The 23,193-nt window shown below is 61.7% G+C and carries 18 protein-coding genes; 10 read left to right on the forward strand and 8 right to left on the reverse strand.

From position 1 onward, the window contains the following. Nucleotides 1–39 precede the first annotated feature (39 nt). The 7 genes from P3T22_RS07315 to P3T22_RS07345 all read left to right on the forward strand — a co-directional run bounded on the left by P3T22_RS07315 (nt 40) and on the right by P3T22_RS07345 (nt 7,331). Nucleotides 40–1,158, forward strand: coding sequence for a porin (locus P3T22_RS07315; protein WP_429324631.1), 1,119 nt, complete (start codon nt 40–42; stop codon nt 1,156–1,158). Between the two features lie 108 nt (nt 1,159–1,266). Next, nucleotides 1,267–2,397, forward strand: coding sequence for a YncE family protein (locus P3T22_RS07320; protein WP_063499527.1), 1,131 nt, complete (start codon nt 1,267–1,269; stop codon nt 2,395–2,397). Between the two features lie 117 nt (nt 2,398–2,514). Beyond that, nucleotides 2,515–2,847, forward strand: coding sequence for a hypothetical protein (locus tag P3T22_RS07325; protein ID WP_063499526.1), 333 nt, complete (start codon nt 2,515–2,517; stop codon nt 2,845–2,847). A gap of 149 nt (nt 2,848–2,996) precedes the next feature. Then, nucleotides 2,997–3,575 (forward strand): GlcG/HbpS family heme-binding protein, encoded by a 579-nt coding sequence (locus P3T22_RS07330; RefSeq protein ID WP_082855372.1) that lies wholly within the window; start codon nt 2,997–2,999, stop codon nt 3,573–3,575. A 39-nt stretch (nt 3,576–3,614) separates the two neighbouring features. After that, nucleotides 3,615–4,817, forward strand: coding sequence for an acetamidase/formamidase family protein (locus P3T22_RS07335; protein ID WP_429324632.1), 1,203 nt, complete (start codon nt 3,615–3,617; stop codon nt 4,815–4,817). 102 nt (nt 4,818–4,919) lie between these two features. Beyond that, nucleotides 4,920–6,209 carry an MFS transporter gene (locus P3T22_RS07340; RefSeq protein WP_082855371.1) on the forward strand — a complete coding sequence of 430 codons (1,290 nt, stop codon included), beginning with the start codon at nt 4,920–4,922 and terminating at the stop codon, nt 6,207–6,209. Between the two features lie 162 nt (nt 6,210–6,371). Next, on the forward strand, nt 6,372–7,331 hold the full coding sequence (locus P3T22_RS07345) for a fumarylacetoacetate hydrolase family protein (RefSeq protein WP_063499525.1): 960 nt from the start codon (nt 6,372–6,374) through the stop codon (nt 7,329–7,331). 63 nt (nt 7,332–7,394) lie between these two features. Here P3T22_RS07345 and P3T22_RS07350 read toward each other — a convergent pair whose 3' ends face one another. Then, on the reverse strand, nt 7,395–8,270 hold the full coding sequence (locus P3T22_RS07350) for a helix-turn-helix domain-containing protein (RefSeq protein ID WP_158515344.1): 876 nt from the start codon (nt 8,268–8,270) through the stop codon (nt 7,395–7,397). 291 nt (nt 8,271–8,561) lie between these two features. On the opposite strand from P3T22_RS07350, the gene P3T22_RS07355 reads away from it, so the two are divergent. After that, nucleotides 8,562–9,350 (forward strand): alpha/beta fold hydrolase, encoded by a 789-nt coding sequence (locus P3T22_RS07355; RefSeq protein ID WP_429324633.1) that lies wholly within the window; start codon nt 8,562–8,564, stop codon nt 9,348–9,350. Between the two features lie 23 nt (nt 9,351–9,373). On the opposite strand, the gene P3T22_RS07360 is transcribed toward P3T22_RS07355, so the two are convergent. Next, a complete protein-coding gene (locus P3T22_RS07360) occupies nt 9,374–9,577 on the reverse strand; it encodes a hypothetical protein (protein ID WP_063499522.1) in 204 nt (67 codons plus the stop codon). A 375-nt stretch (nt 9,578–9,952) separates the two neighbouring features. Here P3T22_RS07360 and P3T22_RS07365 point away from each other — a divergent pair, with 375 nt between their 5' ends. Further along, nucleotides 9,953–12,865 (forward strand): ATP-binding protein, encoded by a 2,913-nt coding sequence (locus tag P3T22_RS07365; RefSeq protein ID WP_429324634.1) that lies wholly within the window; start codon nt 9,953–9,955, stop codon nt 12,863–12,865. 65 nt (nt 12,866–12,930) lie between these two features. Here the strand turns inward: P3T22_RS07365 and P3T22_RS07370 are convergent, their stop codons facing one another. The 4 genes from P3T22_RS07370 to P3T22_RS07385 all read right to left on the reverse strand — a co-directional run bounded on the left by P3T22_RS07370 (nt 12,931) and on the right by P3T22_RS07385 (nt 19,832). After that, nucleotides 12,931–14,469 (reverse strand): efflux transporter outer membrane subunit, encoded by a 1,539-nt coding sequence (locus P3T22_RS07370; RefSeq protein WP_429324635.1) that lies wholly within the window; start codon nt 14,467–14,469, stop codon nt 12,931–12,933. Next, a complete protein-coding gene (locus tag P3T22_RS07375; protein WP_429324636.1) occupies nt 14,448–15,569 on the reverse strand; it encodes an HlyD family secretion protein in 1,122 nt (373 codons plus the stop codon). Before P3T22_RS07375 ends, P3T22_RS07370 begins: the two co-directional genes overlap by 22 nt. A gap of 64 nt (nt 15,570–15,633) precedes the next feature. After that, entirely contained in the window at nt 15,634–17,244 is a 1,611-nt protein-coding gene (locus P3T22_RS07380; RefSeq protein WP_429324637.1) for an MFS transporter, read from the reverse strand. Nucleotides 17,245–17,465: 221 nt separating this feature from the next. After that, nucleotides 17,466–19,832 carry a DNA polymerase II gene (locus P3T22_RS07385; RefSeq protein WP_429324638.1) on the reverse strand — a complete coding sequence of 789 codons (2,367 nt, stop codon included), beginning with the start codon at nt 19,830–19,832 and terminating at the stop codon, nt 17,466–17,468. A 171-nt stretch (nt 19,833–20,003) separates the two neighbouring features. Between P3T22_RS07385 and P3T22_RS07390 the strand changes: the two genes are divergently transcribed. After that, nucleotides 20,004–20,429: a PRC-barrel domain-containing protein gene (locus P3T22_RS07390; RefSeq protein ID WP_063499518.1), complete on the forward strand. Its 426-nt coding sequence runs from the start codon at nt 20,004–20,006 to the stop codon at nt 20,427–20,429. A gap of 185 nt (nt 20,430–20,614) precedes the next feature. On the opposite strand, the gene P3T22_RS07395 is transcribed toward P3T22_RS07390, so the two are convergent. Both P3T22_RS07395 and P3T22_RS07400 read right to left on the reverse strand, forming a co-directional pair. Further along, nucleotides 20,615–21,625 carry a DUF2891 domain-containing protein gene (locus P3T22_RS07395; protein ID WP_429324639.1) on the reverse strand — a complete coding sequence of 337 codons (1,011 nt, stop codon included), beginning with the start codon at nt 21,623–21,625 and terminating at the stop codon, nt 20,615–20,617. Between the two features lie 208 nt (nt 21,626–21,833). Further along, nucleotides 21,834–23,030 carry an amidohydrolase family protein gene (locus P3T22_RS07400; protein ID WP_063500778.1) on the reverse strand — a complete coding sequence of 399 codons (1,197 nt, stop codon included), beginning with the start codon at nt 23,028–23,030 and terminating at the stop codon, nt 21,834–21,836. Nucleotides 23,031–23,193: the final 163 nt, after the last annotated feature.

Here is a 23,193-nt window from a genome sequence, read left to right on the forward strand (position 1 = left end):
CTGGCTGTGAATCCATTACTAAGAGCGAGTGAGGAAGACATGAAACGAAGGACGATTGCCGCAGTCATTGGCGCGGGGCTGTGCAGCGCTGGTCTGAGCTGTGCGAGCTTTGCGCAGAGTAGCATCACGATGGCGGGCAAGCTGGACGACGGTATCACGTTCGTCGACAACGATGGCGGTCACCACAATTACAGGGCCGACAGCGGCGTGCTGTTTCCCAATCTGTGGATATTGACGGGCGTAGAGGATCTGGGCGGTGGCGTCAAGACAGTGTTCAAGTTGTCGACTTTGTTCAACCTGAACAACGGCCAGCTCAATCAGCCGAATACCTTGTTTGGCCAGCAGGCATGGGTGGGTCTGCAAACCGACTACGGTACGCTGACCATGGGCAATCAGTTCGATTTCAGCGCGGATTTCTTTGGCCAGTTCAACGTGGGCGCTTCCGGCAGCGGCTACGCGATCCACCAGGGCGACTTTGACCACACCAACAATGACCGCATAAAGAACTCCATCAAGTACACGAGTCCTGTATGGGGCGGCTTCACGTTTGGCGCGATGTACGGCTTTAGCAACGTGGCGGGAAGCTTCCATGACGGCAGCGGTTGGAGTGCCGGTCTGCAGTACGCCAACGGACCTTTGACTGTGGGGGCGGCTTACACCTACCAGGCCAAGCCCACGCTGGACCCCTATGCGCAAATCGGTGTCCATTCGTTCTTCAATGTGCCTGTCGCCACTGTGTCGAACAATACCGCGACCGATCTGATGCCCGAGTTCCAGATCAGTTCTCTGGGAACGTTCGGAATCGGCGCATCGTACGCGATTGGAGACTTCACGCTCTATGGCGACTTCAGCGACACGGTTCTGAAGTACCAGGCCCAGACCTCGGTCATGCATGTCTATGAAACCGGCGCGACTTACCAGGTCACGCCTGCCACGCAGCTGGTTCTCGGTTATCAGCACACCGGCTTCGAAGGCCACACGTGGAACCAGGTGACTGCAGCGGCGCTTTATTCGCTGTCGAAACGTACCCAGGTCTACATCTCCTCGGACTACCTGAAGGCGTCATCCGGTGTGGATGCCGTTATCGGCGGAAGTTTCGCGCCCTCGCTGGCGGGTCAGCAGACTGACGTGCGAGTCGGTATCTATCACGCTTTCTAACCCCGTCCATTTCGCAGATTCGTCTGCGTTGCGATAACCGAATTGGGGAAGTGCTCCCCGCCCCAGCTGCGGCTGGACATTTTAACGACTGATTGGAGGAGTCAACACATGAAACGTACCTACCTTGGACTGGCTTTAGCGGGTACTTTGGCGGCCGGCGCTTATGCGTGGGCGAGCGACGCGGCTGAGACCGCGCCCAAATGGCTTGCGAATATTCCGGTGACGAGCGCCAAGCCGTTCGGCTTCGATATCAGCGCGTCGGCGGACGGCAAGTACTACCTTGCGGACGGTGCGAACGCCACGCTGGACGTATTCGACACGAAGACGGCCACGCTGCTCGACCAGATTAAGGCGGACTTCGCCGGCATTGGACCCAACCATGACAAATCGGGCCCGTCGGGGGTCACCCCGTTGCCGGGCACGTCGCTGGTGTACGTGGGGGACGTCAATGCGGTCAAGGTGATCGACGTCGCCACCAAAAAGCTGGTTAAGACCATTACCGTCAGCAGTTCCGGCATTCGCGCCGACGAGAGCTGTCTGGACCCTGAGCATCACGTCGTGATGTTCTCGAGTGGCGCGGAGGAACCGCCGTTTGCCACCTTCATCAATACGGATAGCCAGGAGGTGATCGGGAAACTCACGTTGAAGGACTCGACTGGTCTGGAGGCGTGTGGGTACGACCCGAAGGGCAAGAACTTCGTGTTGAACAACGACGGTACGAAAGCCAACCCGAAAGGCGAGGTCGATGTGATTCCGGTCGCGTCGGTTCTCGAAGGCAAGCCTGCCATTGCGAACGTATTCACACTGAAGGGTTGTGAAGGTCCGACCGGTCTCGCAATGGGCCCGGGCAACGATGCCCTGATCGGATGCGATCCGGACGAAGGTGGCAAGCAGACCTCGGTGATCATCGACCGTACGAACGGCAAGACCCTGGCCGAGTTGCCGTTCGGCGGCGCGGACGAAGTCGTGTACGACCCGGTGTCCAACCGCTACTTCCTGGCCGCCGGCCACCGTTCGGCCGACAACGTCTCGCAGGTTGGCAGCAAGACGGCTAAGTTCGACCCGGCGCTCGGCATTGTCGACGCCGCTTCGCGCAGCATCGTCGCGATTGTTCCGACCACGGCGGGTGCCCACTCGGTGGCGGTGGACGGCGAGTCTCATCGTGTCTTCGTGCCGCACGGCCCGGGCCACTCGGAGCAGTTCGCAGGCGCCGGCGTAGCGGTATTCGCAACGCAGTAAGCGACCTGGTAAGCGACCCGGCAGTCGTCCGGCGCGATCGCGCGCGCCGGACGGCGAGACTTCACGGCACCACGATCCATCTATCCTCAGTCATTCAACTTCCAAAGAGACTCAATCATGGTCCAGTTTCGTGCAGTTTCAGCTGCACTCGTCGCATCGCTTGGCTTGATGCTTGTCGACGCGCCTGTGGCGATGGCTCAACAACCGGCCAGCGGGGATCAGGCGTCCGCATCCATCAGCGCCTCAACGCCAAAGCAGGTCGCCAAAGCGCAGCGTAAGGCGGCGCGCAAGGCGCGGCGGGAAAAGAAGAACGCCGAGTTGAAGGCGCTCGAAAAGAACGGCTATCGAGAGTCGGGCAATCAGGATAACTATCCGCAGAACCTCATGGACGCGGAGCGCAAGGCAGCTGCATCGAAACAGGCTGCGCCGGCGTCCGCATCGGGTCAATAACGCGACTGAGGGTGGCGCTGGGGCCGCGTCCTCAGCGATAAGCCCGATCAAAGATTATCGGACTTGTTGGTAAGCGCGCAATCTTTCTGGTTATAGCGACGCGCCCCCCCCGGCATAAGCTTCATCTATCGAGCGTTGCTCGATATGTCATGAAGGAGATCAGCTTGAAATTCTGTCGTTCAACGCCGTCAAAAAAGGCCGTACTGGCCGCACTACTTGGTTCGGCTTGCCTCGCTTTTGTGGCCAACGTTTGCGCCGCCGACACGACCGCGGCGCAACAGGCGGCGTCCCCGCTTGCCAGCTATTCGCTGAGCATGAAGCAGGCAATGAAGCTCGTTGAGATCGCAACGGCAACCGCGCAAAGCCGCCATCTTGCAATGAGTTTCGCCGTGCTCGACCCGGGCGGCCACCTCATCATGGCCGTACGCATGGACGGCGCGCCCTTTGTCAGCGTTGATTTCGCACGCGGCAAAGCCTTCGCCTCCGTTGCGCTCGGCGGTCAGTCCGGCGCGACGCTGGAGCAGCGCTTCAGGGACGATCCTTCGGAGTACAGCAATGTTTCTGGGGCAGGGTATTTCGCCCCGTTTCTGCCGGCACGGGGTGTGTTTCCTGTCTTTGCCGGCGGGCATCTCTTAGGCGCCGTTGGCGCGAGCGGTGCGCCCTCCGAGATCGATGATCAGGTCATCAAGGGTGCAATTGAAGCAATCGGTGCGACGACTGTGCGATGACACGTCGTGTCCTATAGAAACGATATCAGGAAGATATTCATGAAACGCGAAACAGAACAACGCGATGCCGTGGGTGTAACTGGCGCCACGGACGACAGGCATGCTTCGACTAGCGATGCTACCGACGCTTGCCGCCGATCGATTCTGAAACTGGGTTTCGGTGCGTTTGCGGCGGGCGCTTTGGGCTTGTCCGGCGCAGCGCGCGCGCAAAGCGGCACGTCGCAGGAGGCGGCGGTTGCGGCAGCCTCGCGCGAAGGTCAGACCATCAAACTGGCGCCGTCGCTGGACACGGTCAGGGTCGGGCAGATCGAGCCCAGCGCGCCGACGGCGGTCACGATCAAGTCGGGCGATACGGTGTGGTATGACGGTACATGGACCAATTGGGGCAATGAAGCAAAGTACGGGCTGACCTTCAAGGAGCGCGAACCGATCCGCAAGAAGTACCCGAACGGTCCCTTCTCGCTGATTGGGCCCGTTTCGATCATCGGTGCCGAAGCGGGCGATCTGGTCGAGTGCCGTATGTTGAAGATGCGGCCGATCGACTGGGGCTGGAACTCCGCGCCTCCCGGCGTCGGCGCATTGCCGCACGATTTCAAGCCTTATCTGCGCTATCTGAAATTCGACAAGGAAAGGACCGCCGCCGCGTACGTGCCCGGCGTCAATATTCCGCTGAAGCCATTCCAGGCGTATATCGCCGCGCAACCGGCCGGCGAGAAACCCATCAGTGCGAATCTGGCCGGCAATTACGGCGGCAATCTGGACTGTGCCGTGCTGGGTGTGGACACGTCGATCTTCCTGCCTGTGCAGGTGAGCGGCGCGCGGGTGTGGACGGGCGGCTCCATGGGGGCCTCGGGTGAAGGTAACGTCGATCAGACCTCGATTGAGACAGCCTTCGAAGAGATGCGTATCCAGTACATCCTGCACAAGGGCGCTGCACTGAATGTGCCGATGGCAGAGACGCCTGATCACTGGATCGGCTTCGGGTTTTCCGACTCCCTCGAGAATTCACTGGTTGCCTGCCTGCGCCAGATGATCAGCTGGCTGTCCGCCGCCACCGGCATTGCACCGGAAGATTGCTACGGCATCTATAGCGTGGCAGGCAGCTTCCGTGTGACGCAATACGCCAATCAGACCGGGACGGTCTACTCGACCATTCCGCCCAAGGGTATTCACTGCATGCTGCCCAAGCGCATTTTTACCCCCGCGCTGCAGCAGCGCATCGCAGCGTCTATACGGGCCTGAGTCCATGGTGGTGCGTCAGTTCAAGAGGCGTGTGCTCACGCCTGGCTACAGCATGTCAGCCGGGCCGCGTGCCCGCGCTAGAGTTGCAAAGGAGATGATTCGATGATTGCGAAAGACCCAAAACCGTCCATGGAAGGCGGCCTGGCCAAAACACGCCGCATGGGGCCCGTGCTGGCCCTGCTGGTGTGCTTCCTGGTGATCGTTCTGGACGGATTCAACACCACGTCGATCTCCTTTGTCGTGCCGAGGCTCGCTCATGAATGGCATCTGGCGCCGGCGCTCTTCACCACCGTTTTCGTCGCGACGAACATTGGCGCGGCGATTGGTTTCATGATTTCCGGTCCGCTCGCTCAACGTTTCGGACACCGTTGCATTGGCGTAGCGAGTGTTGTGCTGTTCGCCGGGAGCACGCTCGTGACGGCGTACGCGAGCAATATCGCCAGCTTGTCCGTCATGCGCCTTGCCGCGACCGTCGGCTTGGGCGCGGCGTTGCCGATCGCCATTACGGCGGCGGCCGGCATCATTGGCGCGAAGCATAAGGTGGCGGCTTCCTTGCTCGTTACGACCGGCATGTCCGTGGGCGCGGTCGCTGGCGGCATGACCGGTGGTCCTCTGATGAGTCACTTCGGCTGGCAATCCATCTTTGTGACCGGCGGTGTCCTGCCTTTCCTGCTGGTTGTCGCGTTCTTTCGCATCCTCCCCGCGCGCAGCCCGGTGGTCGCGAATGCCGCCGCCGTGCGTGCGTCAAACCCGCTTAAGGCGCTGTTCGAAAATGGTCTGGGCGCCTATACGTGCCTGCTGTGGCTGTTTTCATTCCTGATCTTCATGGACGTCTATGCGTTGCTGTTCTGGGTGCCGACGCTGCTGGTCGACTTCGGCTTCTCCGCGGACCATGCGTCCGTCGGCATGGCGGCCTTCAGTATCGGTGGCCTGAGTGGCAACGTCCTGATGACGCTGGCTGTCACGATGATGACGCTTGCTGGCAGGCTCAGGGTGAAATCGGCGCTGGTTGTGGGCTTGTTGCTGGTGATTATCAGCGTCGGCAGCCTTAGCCAGGTAGCGGTGACGCCGGCCATCGTGCTGCTGTGCATCGGTGTGATCGGTGCCGGGCTGGTCAACGGCATCATGGGCCAAACCGCGCTCGCAGTCGCCTTCTATCCGCCGGAGATTCGTGCAACCGGAGTGGGCTGGGGGCATGCGATCGGGCGGGTCGGTTCCTTCGTTGGGCCGGCGATTGGCGGAGGCTTGCTGTCGCTCGGTTGGCCGGTGCGCGAGATTCTCCTCACCTCCGTTGCGCCGGCTGGCGCCGCGATCCTCGTACTCGGCGCCCTGTCGCTGGTCGGTCGCAGAGCGGTGCAAAAGTTTCCCGATAGCGCCGTGGCGGAGAACTGAGACTCGCCACGTCACGCTTGCTCACTGACACATCGTCAATTGGACTCACGAACGCTCGAAAACGCCAGCGCGCTGCTGGCGCCAACGAGGCACATGGGACCGCGCGCCTACATTCAGACTGCGCATCCAGCTTCTTAATCCAACGCAAAGACATTTTCGATCATGAAGATTATTGCTTACGCCGACGGTGGCCGCATCGCACTCGGCATCGTCACCAGCCCGACTCATTTCGTTGCCGTCTCCGACATTGCGCCGGACCTGCCGTCCAGCCTCATTTCAATCCTGGAGCAGGAGGATGGGCTAACGCGCCTGCAACAAGCAGCACACGGACGGCAAGGCGATCGGGCCCTCGCCGACGTCACACTTAAGCCCTTCCTGGACCGCCCGAACGCGATGTGGGCCCTGGCGTTGAACTTCAAAAGCCATATCGCGGAAACGGGACTGCAAACGTCGATGGAGTATCCGCACCTTTTCATGCGTACGGCTGCGTCTTATGTCGGCGCCGGCGAACCGATTCTGGCGCCGCTCGAATCCGTGGCGCGCGCGTTCGACTATGAGGGCGAACTGGGTGTCGTCATCGGCGCGCCTGGACGTTATATTCCGGTGGAGCGAGCGCTGGAACATGTGGCGGGTTACACCTGCCTCAACGAAGGATCGGTTCGCGAGTTCCAGATGCACAATCGCCAATTCGGCCTCGGCAAGAATTTCGAGGCATCCGGGTCCTATGGGCCGTGGCTGATGACCCCAGACGAATTTGGCGATCCTGCCAGTCACACGATCAAGACTCGCGTCAACGGTGTCGTTCGTCAGAGCGCACCGCTCGACGATATGCTGTTGAGCGTTGCGCAAGTGATCAGCTATCTGAGTCAGGGTTATCGTTTGCGGCCTGGCGACCTGATTGCGATGGGCACGCCGGGTGCGTTGAAGCCTCAGCCGGATGATCTCGAAGGCAACGACCTCTCGCGTCAATACGGTCCCTTTCCGACACCGGGTCTGGTGCATATGCGGGCGGGAGACTGGGTCGAGGTGGAGATCGACGGACTGGGCGTGCTCGGCAATCGCGTAGCCACCGATACGGCCATTAGTGAAAGCGGTCACGCAGTAGCGAAGTCCGCGGCCTGATTGCAGTTACGGCAATCCTTGCTTTCAGGTGGTGTGGGGTCATTCGAGGCCCCACATCCCCGCTCAGCCGTGCTGATTGGCCAGCGTCACCGAATGCCTGCGAAACTCACTGGGTGGCACACCCATGTGTTGTGCGAAGAAACGGGTGAAGTGGCTGTGCTCTTCGAACCCCAGTTCTTCGGCTACATTGGAAAGCGGCTTATCACTAGCTCCAAGCAGCTGGATCGCATGAGACATGCGGACCCAATCGATATAGTGCTGCGGCGAAATGCCCATGCATAGCCGGAATTGCTGGAAGAATCTCGACCTGGACAGGCCGACTTGAGCCGCGACCTGAGCGACGGTGGGATTCGTCACCGACGCATGCTTGATGAAATCCACCGCTTTGCGGATGCGAAAATCGATCGGCCGGCCTGACGGGATGATGCCGGCCGTCAAAGCCGGATCGGCAAAATCCCGACCGAGTGCGGTCACCAGATCCGCAAGAATGGGCATGCAATCGTCGTCCTGGGCGACCAGGTGGTTGGTGATCGCCGCGGCGATACGATCCACGTGATGCCGCACGTCCGGCGTGACGACAACTCCAGCCTTCGGGAAGATGCTCGCGGTGCCGTTTTCAGCAAGTTTCAATTGCTGGCGCAGCCAGGGGGCTTCGATGACGAGGGAAAGGATCAGGGAAGGTTCGTCGTCGCTGCAGCTTTTCGAGTGTTCGATCCACGGATTCAGGCAGATTGCCCGCTCCGCTGTCAGCGCGCAATCGTCTGCGCCGATGCGGAAATTACAGTTGCTTCCGCCAAGATTGAAAAGGAACTGGTATTGGGCGTGAGCGTGAGCGACAAGCGGACGGCTAATCAAGTTCACCGTTGCTCGCCCGAAACTTCCTTGCAAAATCCAGACGGGCTTGTCTCCATCAATTGGTACTGTCGTCATACCCAACATTTCTCCACGTGGAACGAGGCAGTGCATTGCGCTTTGCCGGATTCCATGAATACAAAAAAGACGCTTCGGTAAGCGGCGAGATCTTGCGGCGAGCCAGTCGATTGAACATTCGCGTAGGCGCTACTTAATCAAAAGTAAGGAGTGCAGTCAATGGGTAGAAACCTGCGCTGACATGAAAGGAAGTTTATAAAGTCAGGACGATTTGACAAGCAATCGGCGCTTTTGGTCAGGTGTTCCGGCGCAGCTCGGCTTATATTGAATCCACCGTGTTATTCGAAAGTAGGGATCGGCATGCCGTTTTTTGAACGAGAAGGGATACGCTTCGCATACGATGAGTTCGGCCCTTCCGGGGCGCCCGTCGTTGTCTTTAGCCATGGTTTTCTGATGGACGGCGACATGTTCCAGCCGAACATTGCGGACCTCCAGAGCGAGTTCCGCTGCGTCGTTTGGGACCAGCGCGGTTTCGGGGCAACGGGAGCCACGACCCGGCCCTTTAGCTACTGGGACTCCGCGCAGGATCTGATTGCCTTGCTCGATCATCTGGAGGTTGCCTCGGCTTCGCTTGTGGGCATGTCTCAAGGCGGCTTTATATCGATGCGCGCGGCCTTGCTGGAGCCGGATCGCTTTCGGGCGATCGCCCTGATATCGACACGCAGCGATGTCGATTCCGACGCAGTCAAGCAGTCTTTCGAAGAACTGAAAGCGGAATGGGCACGCAATGGGGCGAAAAATGTCGCGCAGAATCTGTCGGCGTTTCTGTTCGGCCCCGAGTACGCGGCATCGGCGTGGATCCGGAAATGGTTGAACGCTAGCGCGGATCACTTCGAACATCCGGTCAATGCCCTTGTCTCCAGGGACGACATCACGCCGCGCCTTGGCGAGATTACCCATACGTCGATCGTATTCCATGGACGCGACGACGCCGCCATCAGCCCTGACTGCGCAGAGGCGCTCGCCGCCCAGTTGCCGAACTGCAAAGATCTCATCCTGGTGGACCGGGCGGGACACACGCCGAATTTGACGCATGCCGATATGGTGAATCCGCCGTTACGGGATTTCCTGCTTCGCTATGCGCGCTAAGTAGAGACACCCGCTCCTCGATTTCACTTGCTGCCCGGCACGCCCGGACTGTTGTCCTGTGGCGCCTGAACCGGTGTATTTTGATCCGAGCCGCCCTGGTTCGCGCCGGGCGGTTGATAGCGGGTGTGTTCGTGGTCGTGATTCACATGCATATGCTCACTGGCAAAAGCCGGCGTAAAAAGGGACATGCTTAAAACCACAACCGCAAAAAACGCAGTGACTTTCATGATGATCCTCTCCGCTTGATCTGAAGCGCGTCGGTTTAACGCTCTATCCATTCTAGTCACGGTGAGAATCAGTGGAAACCCGTGGGTGGCTCGATCTGAGCGATCGCATGTACATTATTCGTTTTATGGACAACAACTTGGCCCTATCGTCGTTATTGGCGTAACCTCGTCGGCACGCACGGCGAAAAAGCGTTTCATGAAGCATGGTCGAGCGGCCCAGGCTCGGACCATTTTTCAATAACGTTGGATATGAGCCTGCATCCTCGCAATTGTTCGAAGGGGAATGGGGCGTTGCCATCGGCACATGACCTGAGCGGATCGCTGTTTCCCAGACATCGTGGTCTGGGATCCACGCTTGACATGTTGAGGCCGGAAATGATTCAGATCGGCAAACTGCAGTTTTTTATCGAACAGCGGGAGCTAAGGCGCGATGGCGCCCCCCTGCACATCGGCTCCCGTGCTCTCGACATTCTCGAACTGTTGGTCAACGCAAAGGGTTCACTCGTCTCCAAAGACCAGATCATGCGCGCTGTCTGGCCGGATACAGTCGTCGAAGAAAACAATCTGCAGGTCCATATCGTCGCGTTGCGCAAGGCTCTGGGTGAAGACCGCGAACTGATCAGGACGATACCCGGCCGAGGCTATCGGCTCCTGTTTGCAGAGGGAACGCAGAACGCGGAGCCGCACTGTGAGCCGCGCAGTCCCCCGGATGAAACCGCTATTGCTTTGCCCGTGCGCGATTTTGCGGTGCCGTCGAGTGCTTCGGTATTGATCGGCCGGCAGGACGACGTACTGGAGGTGACAGCCGCGCTCGAGCGCTCACAGATTGTCACGCTGGTGGGTGCTGGCGGAATTGGCAAGACCCGGCTGGCTGCGGAGGTGGCGAAGGGTCTGGCCGCAAAGTTTCCCGGCGGCATCGTATTTGTCCCGCTTGCGGCCGTGACCGATGCGCGATTCGTGCTGGACGCGCTCGCGACCGCGTTGGGCATGAAGCTGTCGGCAGGCCGCCTGTCGCTCGCGCATATCGCGGACGAAATGCAAGGCAGGCACGCGCTGATTGTTCTGGACAATTGCGAACATGTGATCGAAGCAGCAGCCGAAGCGGCCGTGGTGCTGGAAGGCGTAAGCGGCACCGTGCGTATCCTTGCGACCAGTCGCGAGGCGCTGAGAGTGCAGAACGAAGTGCTGTATCAGGTTCCCGCACTGCAGGTGCCCGACCAGCAGAGCCTGACTGACGAGGTTCTTCAGACCAGCGGGGTCCAGTTGTTTCTTGCGCGCGCTCATGCGCTCGATCCTCGTTTCTCTTCTGACGAGCGCAGCATTTTCCTGACCGGTCAGGTTTGCCGGTGTCTTGACGGCATCCCGCTGGCGATCGAACTGGCTGCCGCCCGCGCGGCCGTACTGGGCATCGACGTGTTGGCGGATCATCTCGGCGACCGCTTCCGGATCCTCACCGGCGGCTGCCGGACTGCGCTGCCGCGGCATCAGACGCTGAAGGCGACGATGGACTGGAGCTACCGGCTGCTCGATGACAAAGAGCGGACGATCCTGCGTTACCTGGGTGTGTTTGTGAACGGCTTCACGTTCGATGCAGTGAACCATGTCATTGCGGACAATCACTGGACGCCTGTCGAAATCATGGACGCACTGGGCGGACTGGTGAGCAAGTCGATGGTGATCCTGGAGTGCGGCGGATCGCTGCCGAGATTTCGTCTGCTGGAAACGACGCGCGCCTACGCGCTGCAACAACTGACCGACAACGGCGAGCGCAAGCGTGCCGCGCTGGCGCACGCCACCTATTTCTGCGAGCTGTTTGACCGCGTACGCAAGCACTGGGCCGAGCGGCCCGTGTCGGACTCGCTCGCGGATTTCTGTCACGAACTGGGCAATTTGCGCACAGCGCTGGACTGGGCGTTTTCGCCGTCAGGCGAACGCTCCGTTGGGATCGAGCTTTCAGCGGTGGCCGTGCCGTATCTGTTCGAGCTCTCGCTGGTCGAGGAGTGTTGCGAACGGGCGCGGCAGGCACTGGACGCGGCACAGGACGAGGCGGCGTACGCCGTCTCGCCGATGACGAGACTGAGGCTCGGCGTCGCGCTTGCGTCGGGTCTCGTCTATACCGTCGGACCCACGAAGGATACGCATGACAGGTGGTCCGATGTATTGTCGCTGGCGATCGCCGTCGGCGATGCGCACTTCGAATCCCAAGCCGTGTGGGGGCTCTGGAATGCGCACCAGTACGGTGGTGAAGCGCACGAGGCACTGCTGCTTGCCCGCCGCTTCAATGCGCTTGCACAGCAGCACGGCGATACGACCAATAGGGTGATCGGGCGCCGTATTGAAGGAATCGCGCTGCATTACGCGGGAGAACAGGCCGCGGCCCGCGAGCAGCTTGAAGGAATGCTTAACACTTATGTGCCTGCGGTGCACCGCTGGAACGCACTCGGTTTCCGGATCGATCATGGCATTGTCGCGCGCGCGACACTGGCGCGGGTCCTGTGGGTTCAAGGGGAAACTGAGCGGGCATTGCGGCTGGCTGAGATTGCCGCCGAGGCGGCTCAGGACTACGCACATGAGATGGTGACGTGTTATGTGCTGGTCGAAGCGCTCGTGCCGATCGCGCTCATGATGGGCGAACGCGATATCGCGGCCCGAGCACTCGCGATGCTGCGGGACATTGCTTCCCGCGTGGGGTTTTCGATCTGGCTGAGTGCCTGTTCCTGTTACGAGGAGTATCTGTTTTCCGTCGTGCCCGGTGAGCATCGGCAACGGCTTGCCCTGTTTCGTTTAGCGATCGACAAACTGCACGAGACGGGTTTTCTGGCGCCTTTGACGTTCCTTCTTTGCCGCTTCGCACAGGCACAGGCGGACTACGGACGTTTTGACGAGGCGATGACGGCGATCAACGAGGCGTTGCGGCATTGCGAGCGGACCGGGGAGCGTTGGTACTACGCGGAGATTTGCCGGGTCAAGGGTGCGATCGTCCAGATGACAGGCGGGGGCGGCGATGCAGGGACGTGGTTTCTGGCCGGCTTGGAATCGGCCAGCCGACAAGGCGCGGGGGCGCTCGAGGTACGCGCCGCGAGCAGCCTCGCGAACTGGCTTGCCATGCAGGGCCGGCGAGCCGAAGCCCTGTCGCTTCTTTCGCCTGTGTGCACGCGCTTTCCCGAGCATCGGGGTTGGGGCGACGTGCACGACGCGCACGAACTTTTGCGCTCGCTGAAGGCGCCCACCCTGGCTGATGACAGCCAGCCTTTGACCGGTCCGAACGTCGCCGGCTATTGCAATTAGGAAGTGGCTGTTGTCGCGAGCGGTTCGTTGCCACTAGCCGACGGCGCCACCTCTTGCTGCCTGCATCACGGATGCTGCGCGGCGGCACCGGAGGCGTCGGCCGCCTCCTGCCAGCCGCCACCCAGCGCTTTGTAAAGCGCCACGAGCGCAAGCGCCGTATCACGATCGCTTTGCGCCAGTTTGTCGTCGGCGGCGTACAGCGAGCGTTCGGCGTCCAGCACCGACAGGAAGTCATTGAGTCCTTGCCGGTAGAGCCGCGTCGCGATAGACACCGCCTCCCGGTCGGCGGCGACCTCGGCAGCCAGCCGCTCATGCCGCACTTGTGACTGCGCGTACGACACGAGCGCAGTCTCGACATCGCGCAATGCCCCTAGAACAGTCCGCTGATACACCGCCGTGGCCTCAGCAGTCCGCGCTTCTTCGGCGCGCATTTCGAAGCGGACCTTACCCGCATCGAAGATGAGCCAGCTGATGTTCGGACCGATCGAGAAATAGCGGCTCGGCGTGGTGAGAAACGTCGACGCGTTCAGGCTCTCCAGGCCCGCCACGCCAGTCAGCGAGAAGTGCGGATAGAGATCGGCCTGAGCGACGCCGATACGGGCGTTCGCGGCGGCAATCCGGTGGTCGGCCGCACGGATATCCGGCCGGCGGCGCAGAAGGTCGGACGGAAGGCCGACAGGCACGTCCGCCACGGCCAACGGAATCGCCTGCGGGGTATCCAGTTGGGCCAGCAGCTGTTCCGGCGGATGCCCAATCAGCGCGCCAATGCGATAAATGGATGCGCGTTCGTCCGCCTCGAATGTCGGGATGGCGGCTTCAGTATCGGAGACTTGAGCCTGCGCGCGCAGGACATCGAGACGCGAGGCGAGGCCGGCGTCGAACTGCGAGCGGGTTAGCGACAGCGAGTCCCGCTGGATGGACAAATTGCTGCGCGCGACGGCGAGTTGCCGCTGCACGCCGCGTAACTCGATGTAGTTGCGCGCAACCTCCGCGAGCAGCGTCAGCTCGACATCGCCGAGGTCCGCGACGGCGGCCTGATACGACGCGTCAGCCGCCTCGACGCCGCGACGCTTGCCGCCGAACACGTCGATCTCCCACGAAGCATCGAACCCCGCCTGCCATAGATTGCCGTTCGCGCCCGGACCGAGGCCGCCGGGCGGTACGCCGACCGGCACGTTTGCGCTGCCATGCGTGCGATCGTATTTCGCGCCGACGTCGACGGTAGGATATTGGTCTGCTCCGGCGATGCCACGCAAGGCGCGCGCTTCGCGTATGCGCGCCTCGGCAACGGCGAGCTCGGGCGCGGATTGCAGCGCGTCCGCCATCAGCGAATCGAGCGTGGCGTCGCCAAAGCCTTTCCACCAGGCGTCGTCCGAGGGTTGCGGTGCTTTCGCCGCGCCGCTTGCCGCGCCGGTTTGTTCGGTAAAGCTCGCCGGCATCGCTGGCTTGGGCGGCACATAGTCGGGGCCCACGGTGCAAGCCGCGAGGAGTCCAGCCGATGCAGTCACGCTAGCGGCAAGGCTGACGACAGAAGTGAAACGGCGCCGCAGGCCATGCTGGAGGCTCGCCGGCTGCGCCGCCGCTAGTTCCCGAAGCCGAGCCATGCCGGGCGCTCCCTGACGAAGATTTCCGTTTCGACAGACATGCCCGGCGAGATCAATTTAAGCGCTTGCCCAGGGTTGTCGAGTTCGATTTTCACCGGCACGCGCTGCACCACCTTCACGAAATTGCCGGTTGCGTTTTCCGGCGGCAGAAGCGCGAAGTGCGAGCCGGTCCCGCGCTGGATGCTGTCGACGTGGCCGCGCAGCCGCAAGTCCGGAAACGCGTCGACGCGGATCGTGACGTACTGGCCCGGCCTAACATGGGTCAATTGCGTTTCCTTGTAGTTCGCGATCACATAGAGTTTGTCCGGGACCACTGACAATAGCGTTTGTCCAGGCTGCACAAAGTTGCCCTGTTCGACGCTCTTGTTGGCGACGCTGCCGGACTCGGTCGCGTAGATCTTCGTGTACGAGAGGTTGAGCGTCGCCTGCGCGAGCAGGGCTTGCGCCTGAGCGACCGAAGCCTCCGCCGTTTTCACCTGGGCGCGGGCAAGCGTCGCCTGCGCCTGCAATGCGTCGACCTTGACCTGGGCCGAGGTCACGGAAGCCCGCGTGCCGTCGGCGGCCGCCTTGCCCTCATCGACGCGCTCCGATGACACGGCGCGCACATCGGAGACGGATTGCAGCCGCGCCAGATTGGCGACGGCCAGTTTCGCATTGGCGCGGGCAACGTCAAGTTCCGCCCTTTGCTGGCCGATATTGGCGTCGGCCACCGCGACCTGATTGCGCGCCTCCTCCAGCTTGCCAACGGTCGCTGCGACATTGGCGCGCGCCAGATCCACCTGAACGACATAGTCGCGCGGGTCGAGTTCGACGAGGAGATCGCCGGCTGTGACCTTGCTGTTGTCGTTGACATGAAGAGTTTGCACATAAGCCGGGACCTTCGGAATGACCGAGACCAGATGCGCGTCGACATAGGCGTCGTCGGTCTCTGTCTCGTACAGGCCTGGCACCAGAAAATACGCGGCGATCGCCAGCAGGACGATCAGCGCAAGCAGGCCGAGGATCAGCCAGCGTCGATTGTCGGGCAGCGGGGGCGGTGCAGGCGCAATGGCGGAGGGCGGCGTGGTGGCCGGTTTTTGAACCGGTGGCGTTTCGCTCATCGCTGCCTCCGGCCGAGCGAATGGATCGGGTTTGGAACAGACAGGGTTTGCATGGCCGCGCTCCTTATTTTTTGGCTACCGGGGTCGGCGGAATGATGGGGACGAGGCACAGTGCGATTACGCCGACCGCCGCCATGAAGGCGAAAGCGTCCGCGTAGGCGAGCGTGGCGGCCTGGTGCGCGCCTGCTTCGGCGAGCATCCTGACTGCTGCGCGCTGGCTCTCGATTGGAGAATAACCGCCGCGCGCGACCAGCGTCGTGCTCACCGACGCGAGCCAGTCTTGCGTGACCGGATTGTCGTGGCGCAGGTGTTCGAACAGGCGCGATGAATGAAGTGTCTCGCGGTGCCCGATGAGAATGGTCAGCAGCGCGACTCCGAGCGACGCGCCGAACTGCCTGAAAGTCATGTAAAGGGAGACGCCGTCGAGCAGCTTGTTCTGCTCGATCCTCGCCACCGTGCCGCTGCCCACGGCGGGCAGCAAGGGCGACAGGCAGCAGGCGTAAAGAATCAGCGGAATGACGTAGTAGTAGCCGGGGGTGTCCGTCGTCAGCAGGCGATTGAACAGGACCATCGACGCAATCAGCATGACGAGCGCGATCACGATCGTTTTGCGTTGGCCGAGTCGCGCGATAAGACCGACCATGAGCGGCCGGATGGCCGCCGCGGTCAACGCATAGACGCATAGGATCTGTCCGGTCTGAGTCGCGCTATGGGTATGGGTTGAAAGATTGCGCAGAAACTCGGGCAGAACGAACAGGCTGCCCGACAGGATCATGCCGGTGAAGACACCGATCAGCGCTGACGATAGCACGTAGCGGTCGCGCAGCAGGCCGAGCCAGAGGAGCGGCGTTCGATTCGCGGGACTCGCCTGCCAGACCACGAAGAGCAGCAGGGCCGCGCCGCTCGTCCAGGCCAGCAGGCGAATGTGAAAGGACCCGAACCAGTCGTCGATTTCACCGCGATTGAGGATGATCTGCAGCGAAATCAGCGCCGTGGCGAGGAGGACAATGCCGAGCCAGTCGGTCCGGATCACGCGGTCGGAGGCGGGGGGCGGAAGGGTCGGAAAGTAGCGGGCCAGCAGCCATATCGCGGCGGCCGCGTACAACAGGTTCGGCAGAAAGATCAGCCGCCAGTTGAAATGGTCCGTGATATAGCCGCTGACCAGGAGGCCCGCGGCGCTTGACAGATAGAGCAGCGTGGAAGCCTTCATCAACGAAGGGCTGCGCTGCGGTTTGGGCATCAGCACGTAGATGCTCGCGCGCCACCATACAACCAGGCCGGCCCCGGCCAGCCCCTGGATGGCGCGCCAGATCAGCATCGAATTCAGATCGGGGGATATCGCACAGCCTATGGAGGCGATCGCGAACGCGACAATGGTCGAGATCAGGAAGCGCTTGTAGCCATAGTGCCCGGCCATCCAGACCGAAACCGGCACGCCGAGAAACAGCGCGCAGCTATAGACGGTCAGCAGCCAGCTCGCTTCGTCCGCCGATACGCCCAGCGTGCCGGTCAGATCGGCCAGCACCAGGTTCATGCTGTCGAATGTGTAGAACTCCATCCCGGTCGCGAGACCCAGGCCCATGAGCAGAAGGCGCGTATGCGCCGGCGGCATGGTGAGCGCCGCCATGGGCGGAGGCGCATTCGGCACCGAGGTGGGCAGGGCCGTGTCACTCATTGCGGCGCGATCCCGCGACCACGCTGGCGATGGGCGAAAACGAGCCGTGCGGCATGGGAGACTCCTGGGTGAATGGGCGCTGCCGGTACCGCAAATGACGCGCATGAGTATGTGGATGGTGGCGCAAGACGACCTTAAAAGTCCTGAAGGGACAATAAAAACGTCCTGCGGTGCCGGTGCGGCGTTGCTGCCGCCGATGTTTCGGCAGCGCGGCGCCCCCGTCAGAACAACTGTTTCTGCCCGGACATCAAGGTCGTAAAGTCGTCGCGCAAGAGCGGCAGGATCGCGTCGGCGACCGGTTGCAACTGCCGTGTCAGATAGTGTTCGTAGTCGATCGCCGAGCGCAAGGTTTCGAGCGGTTCGGGGCCGGCGGTCGTCATCACAAAGCTGATCCAGCCGCCGTTCTGGTATTGCAGCGGACGCCCCTGTTGCCGGTTGAACTCGTCGGCCACGCGTGCCGCGCGCACGTGCGGCGGCACGTTGCGCTCGTAGTCGCCGAGCGAGCGGCGCAGCCGCTTGCGGTACACGAGCTGATCGTCCAGTTTTCCTTTCAGGGTATCGCGCACGTAGTCGCGCACATAGTCCTGATACGGCTGTTGCCTGAAGATTCGCCCATAGAGTTCCTGCTGGAACTGCTGGGCGAGCGGCGTCCAATCGGTCCGCACCGTTTCGAGCCCTTTGTAGACGATCTCCTCGCTGCCGTCCTGCAAAACAGTCAGCCCGGCATAGCGTTTCTTGCTGCCTTCCTCGGCGCCGCGAATCGTCGGCATGAAGAAGCGCTTGTAGTGCCGCTCGAATTGCAACTCGAGCGCGCTCTCGAGGCCGAAACGCGCTTGCAGATTTTGCCGCCACCACGCATTGATATGCTCGACGAGCGCGCGGCCGATGCGGCTCGCTTCTTCTTCGCTATGGGCGTGCTTCAGCCACACGAAAGTCGAATCCGTGTCGCCGTAAATGACCTCGTAGCCTTGCGCCTCGATCAGCTCACGCGTGGTATGCATGATTTCATGACCGCGCATGGTGATCGACGACGCGAGACGCGGGTCGAAGAACCGGCAGCCGGTGGATCCGAGCACGCCGTAAAAGGCGTTCATGATGATCTTCAACGCCTGCGAAAGCGGTTTGTTGTGCTCACGTTTGGCGGCTTCGCGCCCTTGCCATACCTGGCCGACGATCGACGGCAAACAATGGCGGGTGCGCGAGAAGCGTGCGCCGAGAAAGCCCGGCACCGATCGATCGTCGCTGGGATTCAGCATGCCTTCCACGAGCCCCACCGGGTCGATCAGAAACGTACGGATGATCGACGGGTACAGGCTCTTGTAGTCGAGCACTAGCACGGAATCGTAAAGGCCGGGCCGTGAATCCATCACGAAACCACCGGGGCTCGCGGCACCGGCGACGTCGCCGAGATTCGGCGCGACGTAGCCTTGCCGATGCATCCGCGGCATGTACAGATGCGTGAACGCGGCGACCGATCCGCCGCTGCGGTCCGCGGGCAGGCCGGTGACCGTCGCGCGCTCCAACAGAAACGGCAGCAACTCGGTCTTCGCAAAGATGCGCGTGACCAGCTCGCAGTCTTTCAGGTTGTACTGCGCAAGGGCGGGCTTGTCTTCGTCGAAGCGGCGCTGGATTTCATCCATGCGCTGATAGGGATTGTCGATCGCCTTGCCTTCGCCCAGCACGGAACGCGCTACATATTCGAGGCTGAACGAAGGGAAACTCCACGTTGCGGAGCGCAACGCTTCGATACCGTCGATGATCAATCTTCCTGCCGCACCCGCGAAGAAATGGTTCTGTTTATGGCCGTGCTCGCGCCATTCCATCACTGCGCCGCCGCGGCCGAGCCGCAGCGGCACGCGATATTGTTCGGCGTGCTGCTGCAGCACACGCAAATCGAACTGCACCAGGTTCCAGCCGATGATCGCGTCGGGGTCGTGCCGTTCCAGCCATGTGTTCAATTTTTCGAGCAACTGGGCGCGGGTTTCGCAGTATTCGAGGTCGAAGTCGACACCGCTGGCGTCGCCGTTCGGCGGTCCCAGCATATAGACCTGACGCTGTCCGCACCCTTCGAGCGCGATGGAATAGAGCTCGGCGTGCGCGCTGGTTTCGATATCGAGCGACACCAGCTTCAAGGGCGGCCGGTAGTTCGTAGCCGGCTTCAATTCGCTGTTCAGCAGCGGGCCGGCATGCTGTGCGTCGCCACCGAACCACACCGGCGCCGTGATGAAGCGTTCCATCATGTAGCGCTCGGGCGGGAAAATGTCGGCCTCGTAGACATCGACACCGCCTTGTTTCAGGCGTTTCTCGAAGCCCGTCAATTGCCGGTACTGCAGACAGTAAAGCCCCATCACCGGCCGATGCTGGAAATCGCGGAGTTCGAGCGGGCGCAGATCGAGCGGCGCCTCACGGCGCAGGATCGTTGCCGCGCGCTCCCGGTGCTCGGCCGGAATGAAGGCCACCGAAGGCTGAGGGCGCAGGCGGATGTGACGGGGCCCGCCGTCGGTTGCCAGCCAGAACTCCACTTCCGTGCCGGCGGGTGTATCCCGCCAATGTCGGGTCAGAATGAAACCCTGTTCAAGCTCAGTCAAACTTGCACCTCTAAACGGGCGTCAGCGCCTGGCTCGATTTTACCGGTATGCGGTTGTGGCCGTTGCCTGTCTGGATGCAGACGCGCCGCGCAGTCTGTATGATCGTTTTGCAGCGCTTCCTGCGGCGCGGGCCTTGCGCCGGTCAAGTCCACCAAGAACGGAGTGAACGATATGACGTTGAGCAAACTTGTTGTTGTGGTCGCCGTAGCTGCAGCCAGCTTTGGTGCGCAGGCGCAAGTTGCCGGTACGCAACCCTTGAGCGTCACGGTCGAGCAGTCGAATGCGCTGCTGAGCGGCTGGAGCGTGAAGAAGAGCATTCTCGGCAAGGCTGTGTACAACGACCAGAACGAAAAGATCGGTTCGATCCGCGATCTGGTGGTGGCTCCCGATGGCTCGCTGTCCGCCGCAATCGTCGCCGCCGGCGGATTTCTGGGCGTGGCGTCGCATGACGTAGCGGTACCTGTCGCTGCGCTGGATATTCGTTCTGGGAATTTCTATCTGGCTGGCGCGACCAAGGATGCCTTGAGGGCGACCCCCGAGTTTCAGTACAACAAGGTTCAGACGCCGCCGAAGCCTAAAAAGCTGACCGGCGAGTAAGGCACGGAGCCGGCGGATTCGCGGGCCCAGTCGCAACAGGCGGTTCCCGACTCGCGCGGTAAAACAAAACGGCAGAAAACGGCGCTCGCGGCGCGAATCGGTAGATTGCTAAAACCGTTTCACGCTTGCGGCGCCGTTTTTGCATTCGTATTTTGCCTTCAATGAGGGCCCTGTCCGGCCACCGTTCACGCTTCCAAAGCGAGCGTGGCGAACGTGCCCAGCCAGTGTTCGCCCATATAGTCGCCGGCCACGTGCGGCAGGGCGCTTTGCAGATGACGCTCGGCCGAATCGAACAATACGGTCCGGCGCACGTCGCCCGCGGGCAGCGCGCGCGCCAGCGACCGCTGGCACCATGCGCGGCTCAGATTCAGGCCATCCAGGTGGGCAATCTTGCCGTCGGTGCGGTCGGTCACGGTGACGGGTTCGAACAGCGTGGCGGGCTTCTTCGCGCCGAGATCCGGCAGAAAACGCCTGAACCATTCGACGAACTGTGCGGGCGGCAACACGCGCCGCATCAACTCCGCCTCCATTAGCGAAGGCGACAGGAACTCGTCGCCGGCGGGCTCCCATGCCTGACAGGCGACATCGTTCAGAAACCAGCGCTCCGCCGTATTCACCAGCAGCGCCTCAAGCGATTCACGCGACGTTTGCCGCGCGAAATCGAGCGTGAGCGCCAGCGCGAATGCCATGTTGAAGTGCGTCCCGACGCGCAACGGGTAGGTCGCTTTCGGCAGAAATTCCTCGAAGCGCCCGACAAAGGCCTCGGTAAGCGGCGCAAAAGTCCTGGACCAGCGCGCGGCTTCCGATAGCTTCAGCGAATGGAGTTGCGCGCTCAGCGCGAGCAGCCACGCCCACCCATACGGGCGCTCGAAGCCGCGGTTATGCGGCAGATCGAGATACGCCAGTTCGCCGGCCACATTCGCTTCGGTGAAATGCGCGTCGACCACCGCGACGATGCGCGCCGCTTCAGGCAGATCGGGAAAGCGGTCGAGCAGATGCAGGATCAGCCAGTAGCCATGCACGCACGAATGCCAGTCGTAGCTGCCGTAAAAAATCGGATGCAATGCGCGCGGGCCTTGCACGTCTTGCGGGCCGGCAAGCGAATGGGTCAGCTTGTTTGGATACTCGCGCGTGAGGTGAGCGAGTGCGAGATTGGCGAATCTGGACGCGAATTCGGGCGTGAGTTGAATGGTCATCGGCGCCTCCTCAAAAGCGGCATACGAACAGGTACGACAGTATGGTATCGACGATCGGCAATAGTAAAGTGGTCGGCCACTGTGCCTTGAGCGCGCCGTTCTGGTCGTTCCGTTCCAGCAGCGCGGCCGTTAGCCGTGCTCGATCAGCACGTCGACCGGTTGCTTATCGTTCATATACGGATTTTTCTAATGAGGTGCTCGCGCACGGTTATACAGCGTCGACCAGCTCGCCGTCGCGCGCGACGATGCGTCCGTTCGCCATGACCAGCTTGCGCTTCGGCCGGGCAGCCACGGCATGCGCGACGCATTCCGCATCCACTAGCACGAGGTCCGCGCGTGCGCCGACCCGCAGGCCATAGTCGGCGAAACCGCAACATCGAGCGGCAGCGTCGCTCACACAGTCGAATGCAATCGCGAGGTCGTCGTCGCGCCGCAAGTCGTAGCGCATGCCGATCAGCATCGCGCGCTCGAGCATGTCCGGGACGCCATACGGCGACCAGGTGTCGCGAATGCCGTCGTTGCCGCCGAAGATCGTGATGCCTTTGTCCCTGCAAAGCTTGAGCGGCGGAACAGGGCAAGACGGCGGCGCGCTGGTCAGCAGCGCCACGCGCAGATGTGCGATCCGCTCGAGCAGCGCGTCGCGCTCACGTTCTGGTAATGCGCCGAGGCAAAATGCGTGGCTAACGACGACCTGACCCTGCATGCCCATCGCCTCGACGCGATCGAGCAGCAGTTTCAGCGTGAATGCGCCAACTTCGCCGGGTTCGTGCAGATGAATATCGATCGGCTTGCGGTAGCGTTCCGCGAGTCCAAAGGTCGCGTTCAGCGACGCGACGGGGTCGCCGTCGATCAAGGCTGGATCGAGTGCGCCGAGTACGTCGGCGCCTGCGGCGAGCGCGCTGCCGAGCAGTTCGACCGTGCCGGGACGGATCAACATCCCCGATTGGGGAAACGCGACGATCTGCATGTCCAGCACATCGCGCATCGATTGGCGCGTGTTGAGCACACCTTCGATGTAGCGCAGCCGCGCGTCGGTATCGACGTCGACATGGGTGCGCAGGCGCGTCGTGCCTGCCTGCACGAATGCCCGCGCTAGCGCGAGCGAGTGGACGGCCGCATCGTGTCCCGACGTCTTGCGCCATTCGCGCTCGTTATTGATCCGGTCGATCAGTGCGGGTCCGACCTCGTTGCGATACCACGACCGGCCCCAGTGGCTTTTGTCGAGGTGCGTGTGCCCTTCGACGAAACCCGGCAGCAGCAACGCGCCGCCGCCGTCCTCGGCCAGCGCGCCGGGTTGCGCGTCGACCTGCGGCCCGAGCGCCGCGATGCGACCGTCGGCGATGGATACGGAAACCGTCTGGCCGTCAGCCAGCCGGACATTGGAGAGCAGAAGAGAGCGAGTCATGTTGGTCATGCCGATTCGACGGAAGTGGCAATACGGGCCCGCAGCGCGCGCAGCGCGGCGCTGACGACAATGCTTGATGTTATCCATCTCGCCCGGCATTCGAAAATTAAATGTTCAACTGCCAGTCAGTTAGAAACCGAATACTATTGGTCAGATGTATGCC

The sequence above is a fragment of the Paraburkholderia sp. GAS348 genome (assembly GCF_050434205.1).
GTDB lineage: Bacteria > Pseudomonadota > Gammaproteobacteria > Burkholderiales > Burkholderiaceae > Paraburkholderia.

Bases quoted from the DNA above. Each gene is read 5' to 3' on its own strand.
- P3T22_RS07315 (WP_429324631.1), top strand. From the start codon at position 40: ATGAAACGAAGGACGATTGCCGCAGTCATTGGCGCGGGGCTGTGCAGC.
- P3T22_RS07320 (WP_063499527.1), top strand. From the start codon at position 1,267: ATGAAACGTACCTACCTTGGACTGGCTTTAGCGGGTACTTTGGCGGCC.
- P3T22_RS07325 (WP_063499526.1), top strand. From the start codon at position 2,515: ATGGTCCAGTTTCGTGCAGTTTCAGCTGCACTCGTCGCATCGCTTGGC.
- P3T22_RS07330 (WP_082855372.1), top strand. From the start codon at position 2,997: ATGAAGGAGATCAGCTTGAAATTCTGTCGTTCAACGCCGTCAAAAAAG.
- P3T22_RS07335 (WP_429324632.1), top strand. From the start codon at position 3,615: ATGAAACGCGAAACAGAACAACGCGATGCCGTGGGTGTAACTGGCGCC.
- P3T22_RS07340 (WP_082855371.1), top strand. From the start codon at position 4,920: ATGATTGCGAAAGACCCAAAACCGTCCATGGAAGGCGGCCTGGCCAAA.
- P3T22_RS07345 (WP_063499525.1), top strand. From the start codon at position 6,372: ATGAAGATTATTGCTTACGCCGACGGTGGCCGCATCGCACTCGGCATC.
- P3T22_RS07350 (WP_158515344.1), bottom strand. From the start codon at position 8,270: ATGTTGGGTATGACGACAGTACCAATTGATGGAGACAAGCCCGTCTGG.
- P3T22_RS07355 (WP_429324633.1), top strand. From the start codon at position 8,562: ATGCCGTTTTTTGAACGAGAAGGGATACGCTTCGCATACGATGAGTTC.
- P3T22_RS07360 (WP_063499522.1), bottom strand. From the start codon at position 9,577: ATGAAAGTCACTGCGTTTTTTGCGGTTGTGGTTTTAAGCATGTCCCTT.
- P3T22_RS07365 (WP_429324634.1), top strand. From the start codon at position 9,953: ATGATTCAGATCGGCAAACTGCAGTTTTTTATCGAACAGCGGGAGCTA.
- P3T22_RS07370 (WP_429324635.1), bottom strand. From the start codon at position 14,469: ATGGCTCGGCTTCGGGAACTAGCGGCGGCGCAGCCGGCGAGCCTCCAG.
- P3T22_RS07375 (WP_429324636.1), bottom strand. From the start codon at position 15,569: ATGAGCGAAACGCCACCGGTTCAAAAACCGGCCACCACGCCGCCCTCC.
- P3T22_RS07380 (WP_429324637.1), bottom strand. From the start codon at position 17,244: ATGAGTGACACGGCCCTGCCCACCTCGGTGCCGAATGCGCCTCCGCCC.
- P3T22_RS07390 (WP_063499518.1), top strand. From the start codon at position 20,004: ATGACGTTGAGCAAACTTGTTGTTGTGGTCGCCGTAGCTGCAGCCAGC.
- P3T22_RS07395 (WP_429324639.1), bottom strand. From the start codon at position 21,625: ATGACCATTCAACTCACGCCCGAATTCGCGTCCAGATTCGCCAATCTC.
- P3T22_RS07400 (WP_063500778.1), bottom strand. From the start codon at position 23,030: ATGACTCGCTCTCTTCTGCTCTCCAATGTCCGGCTGGCTGACGGCCAG.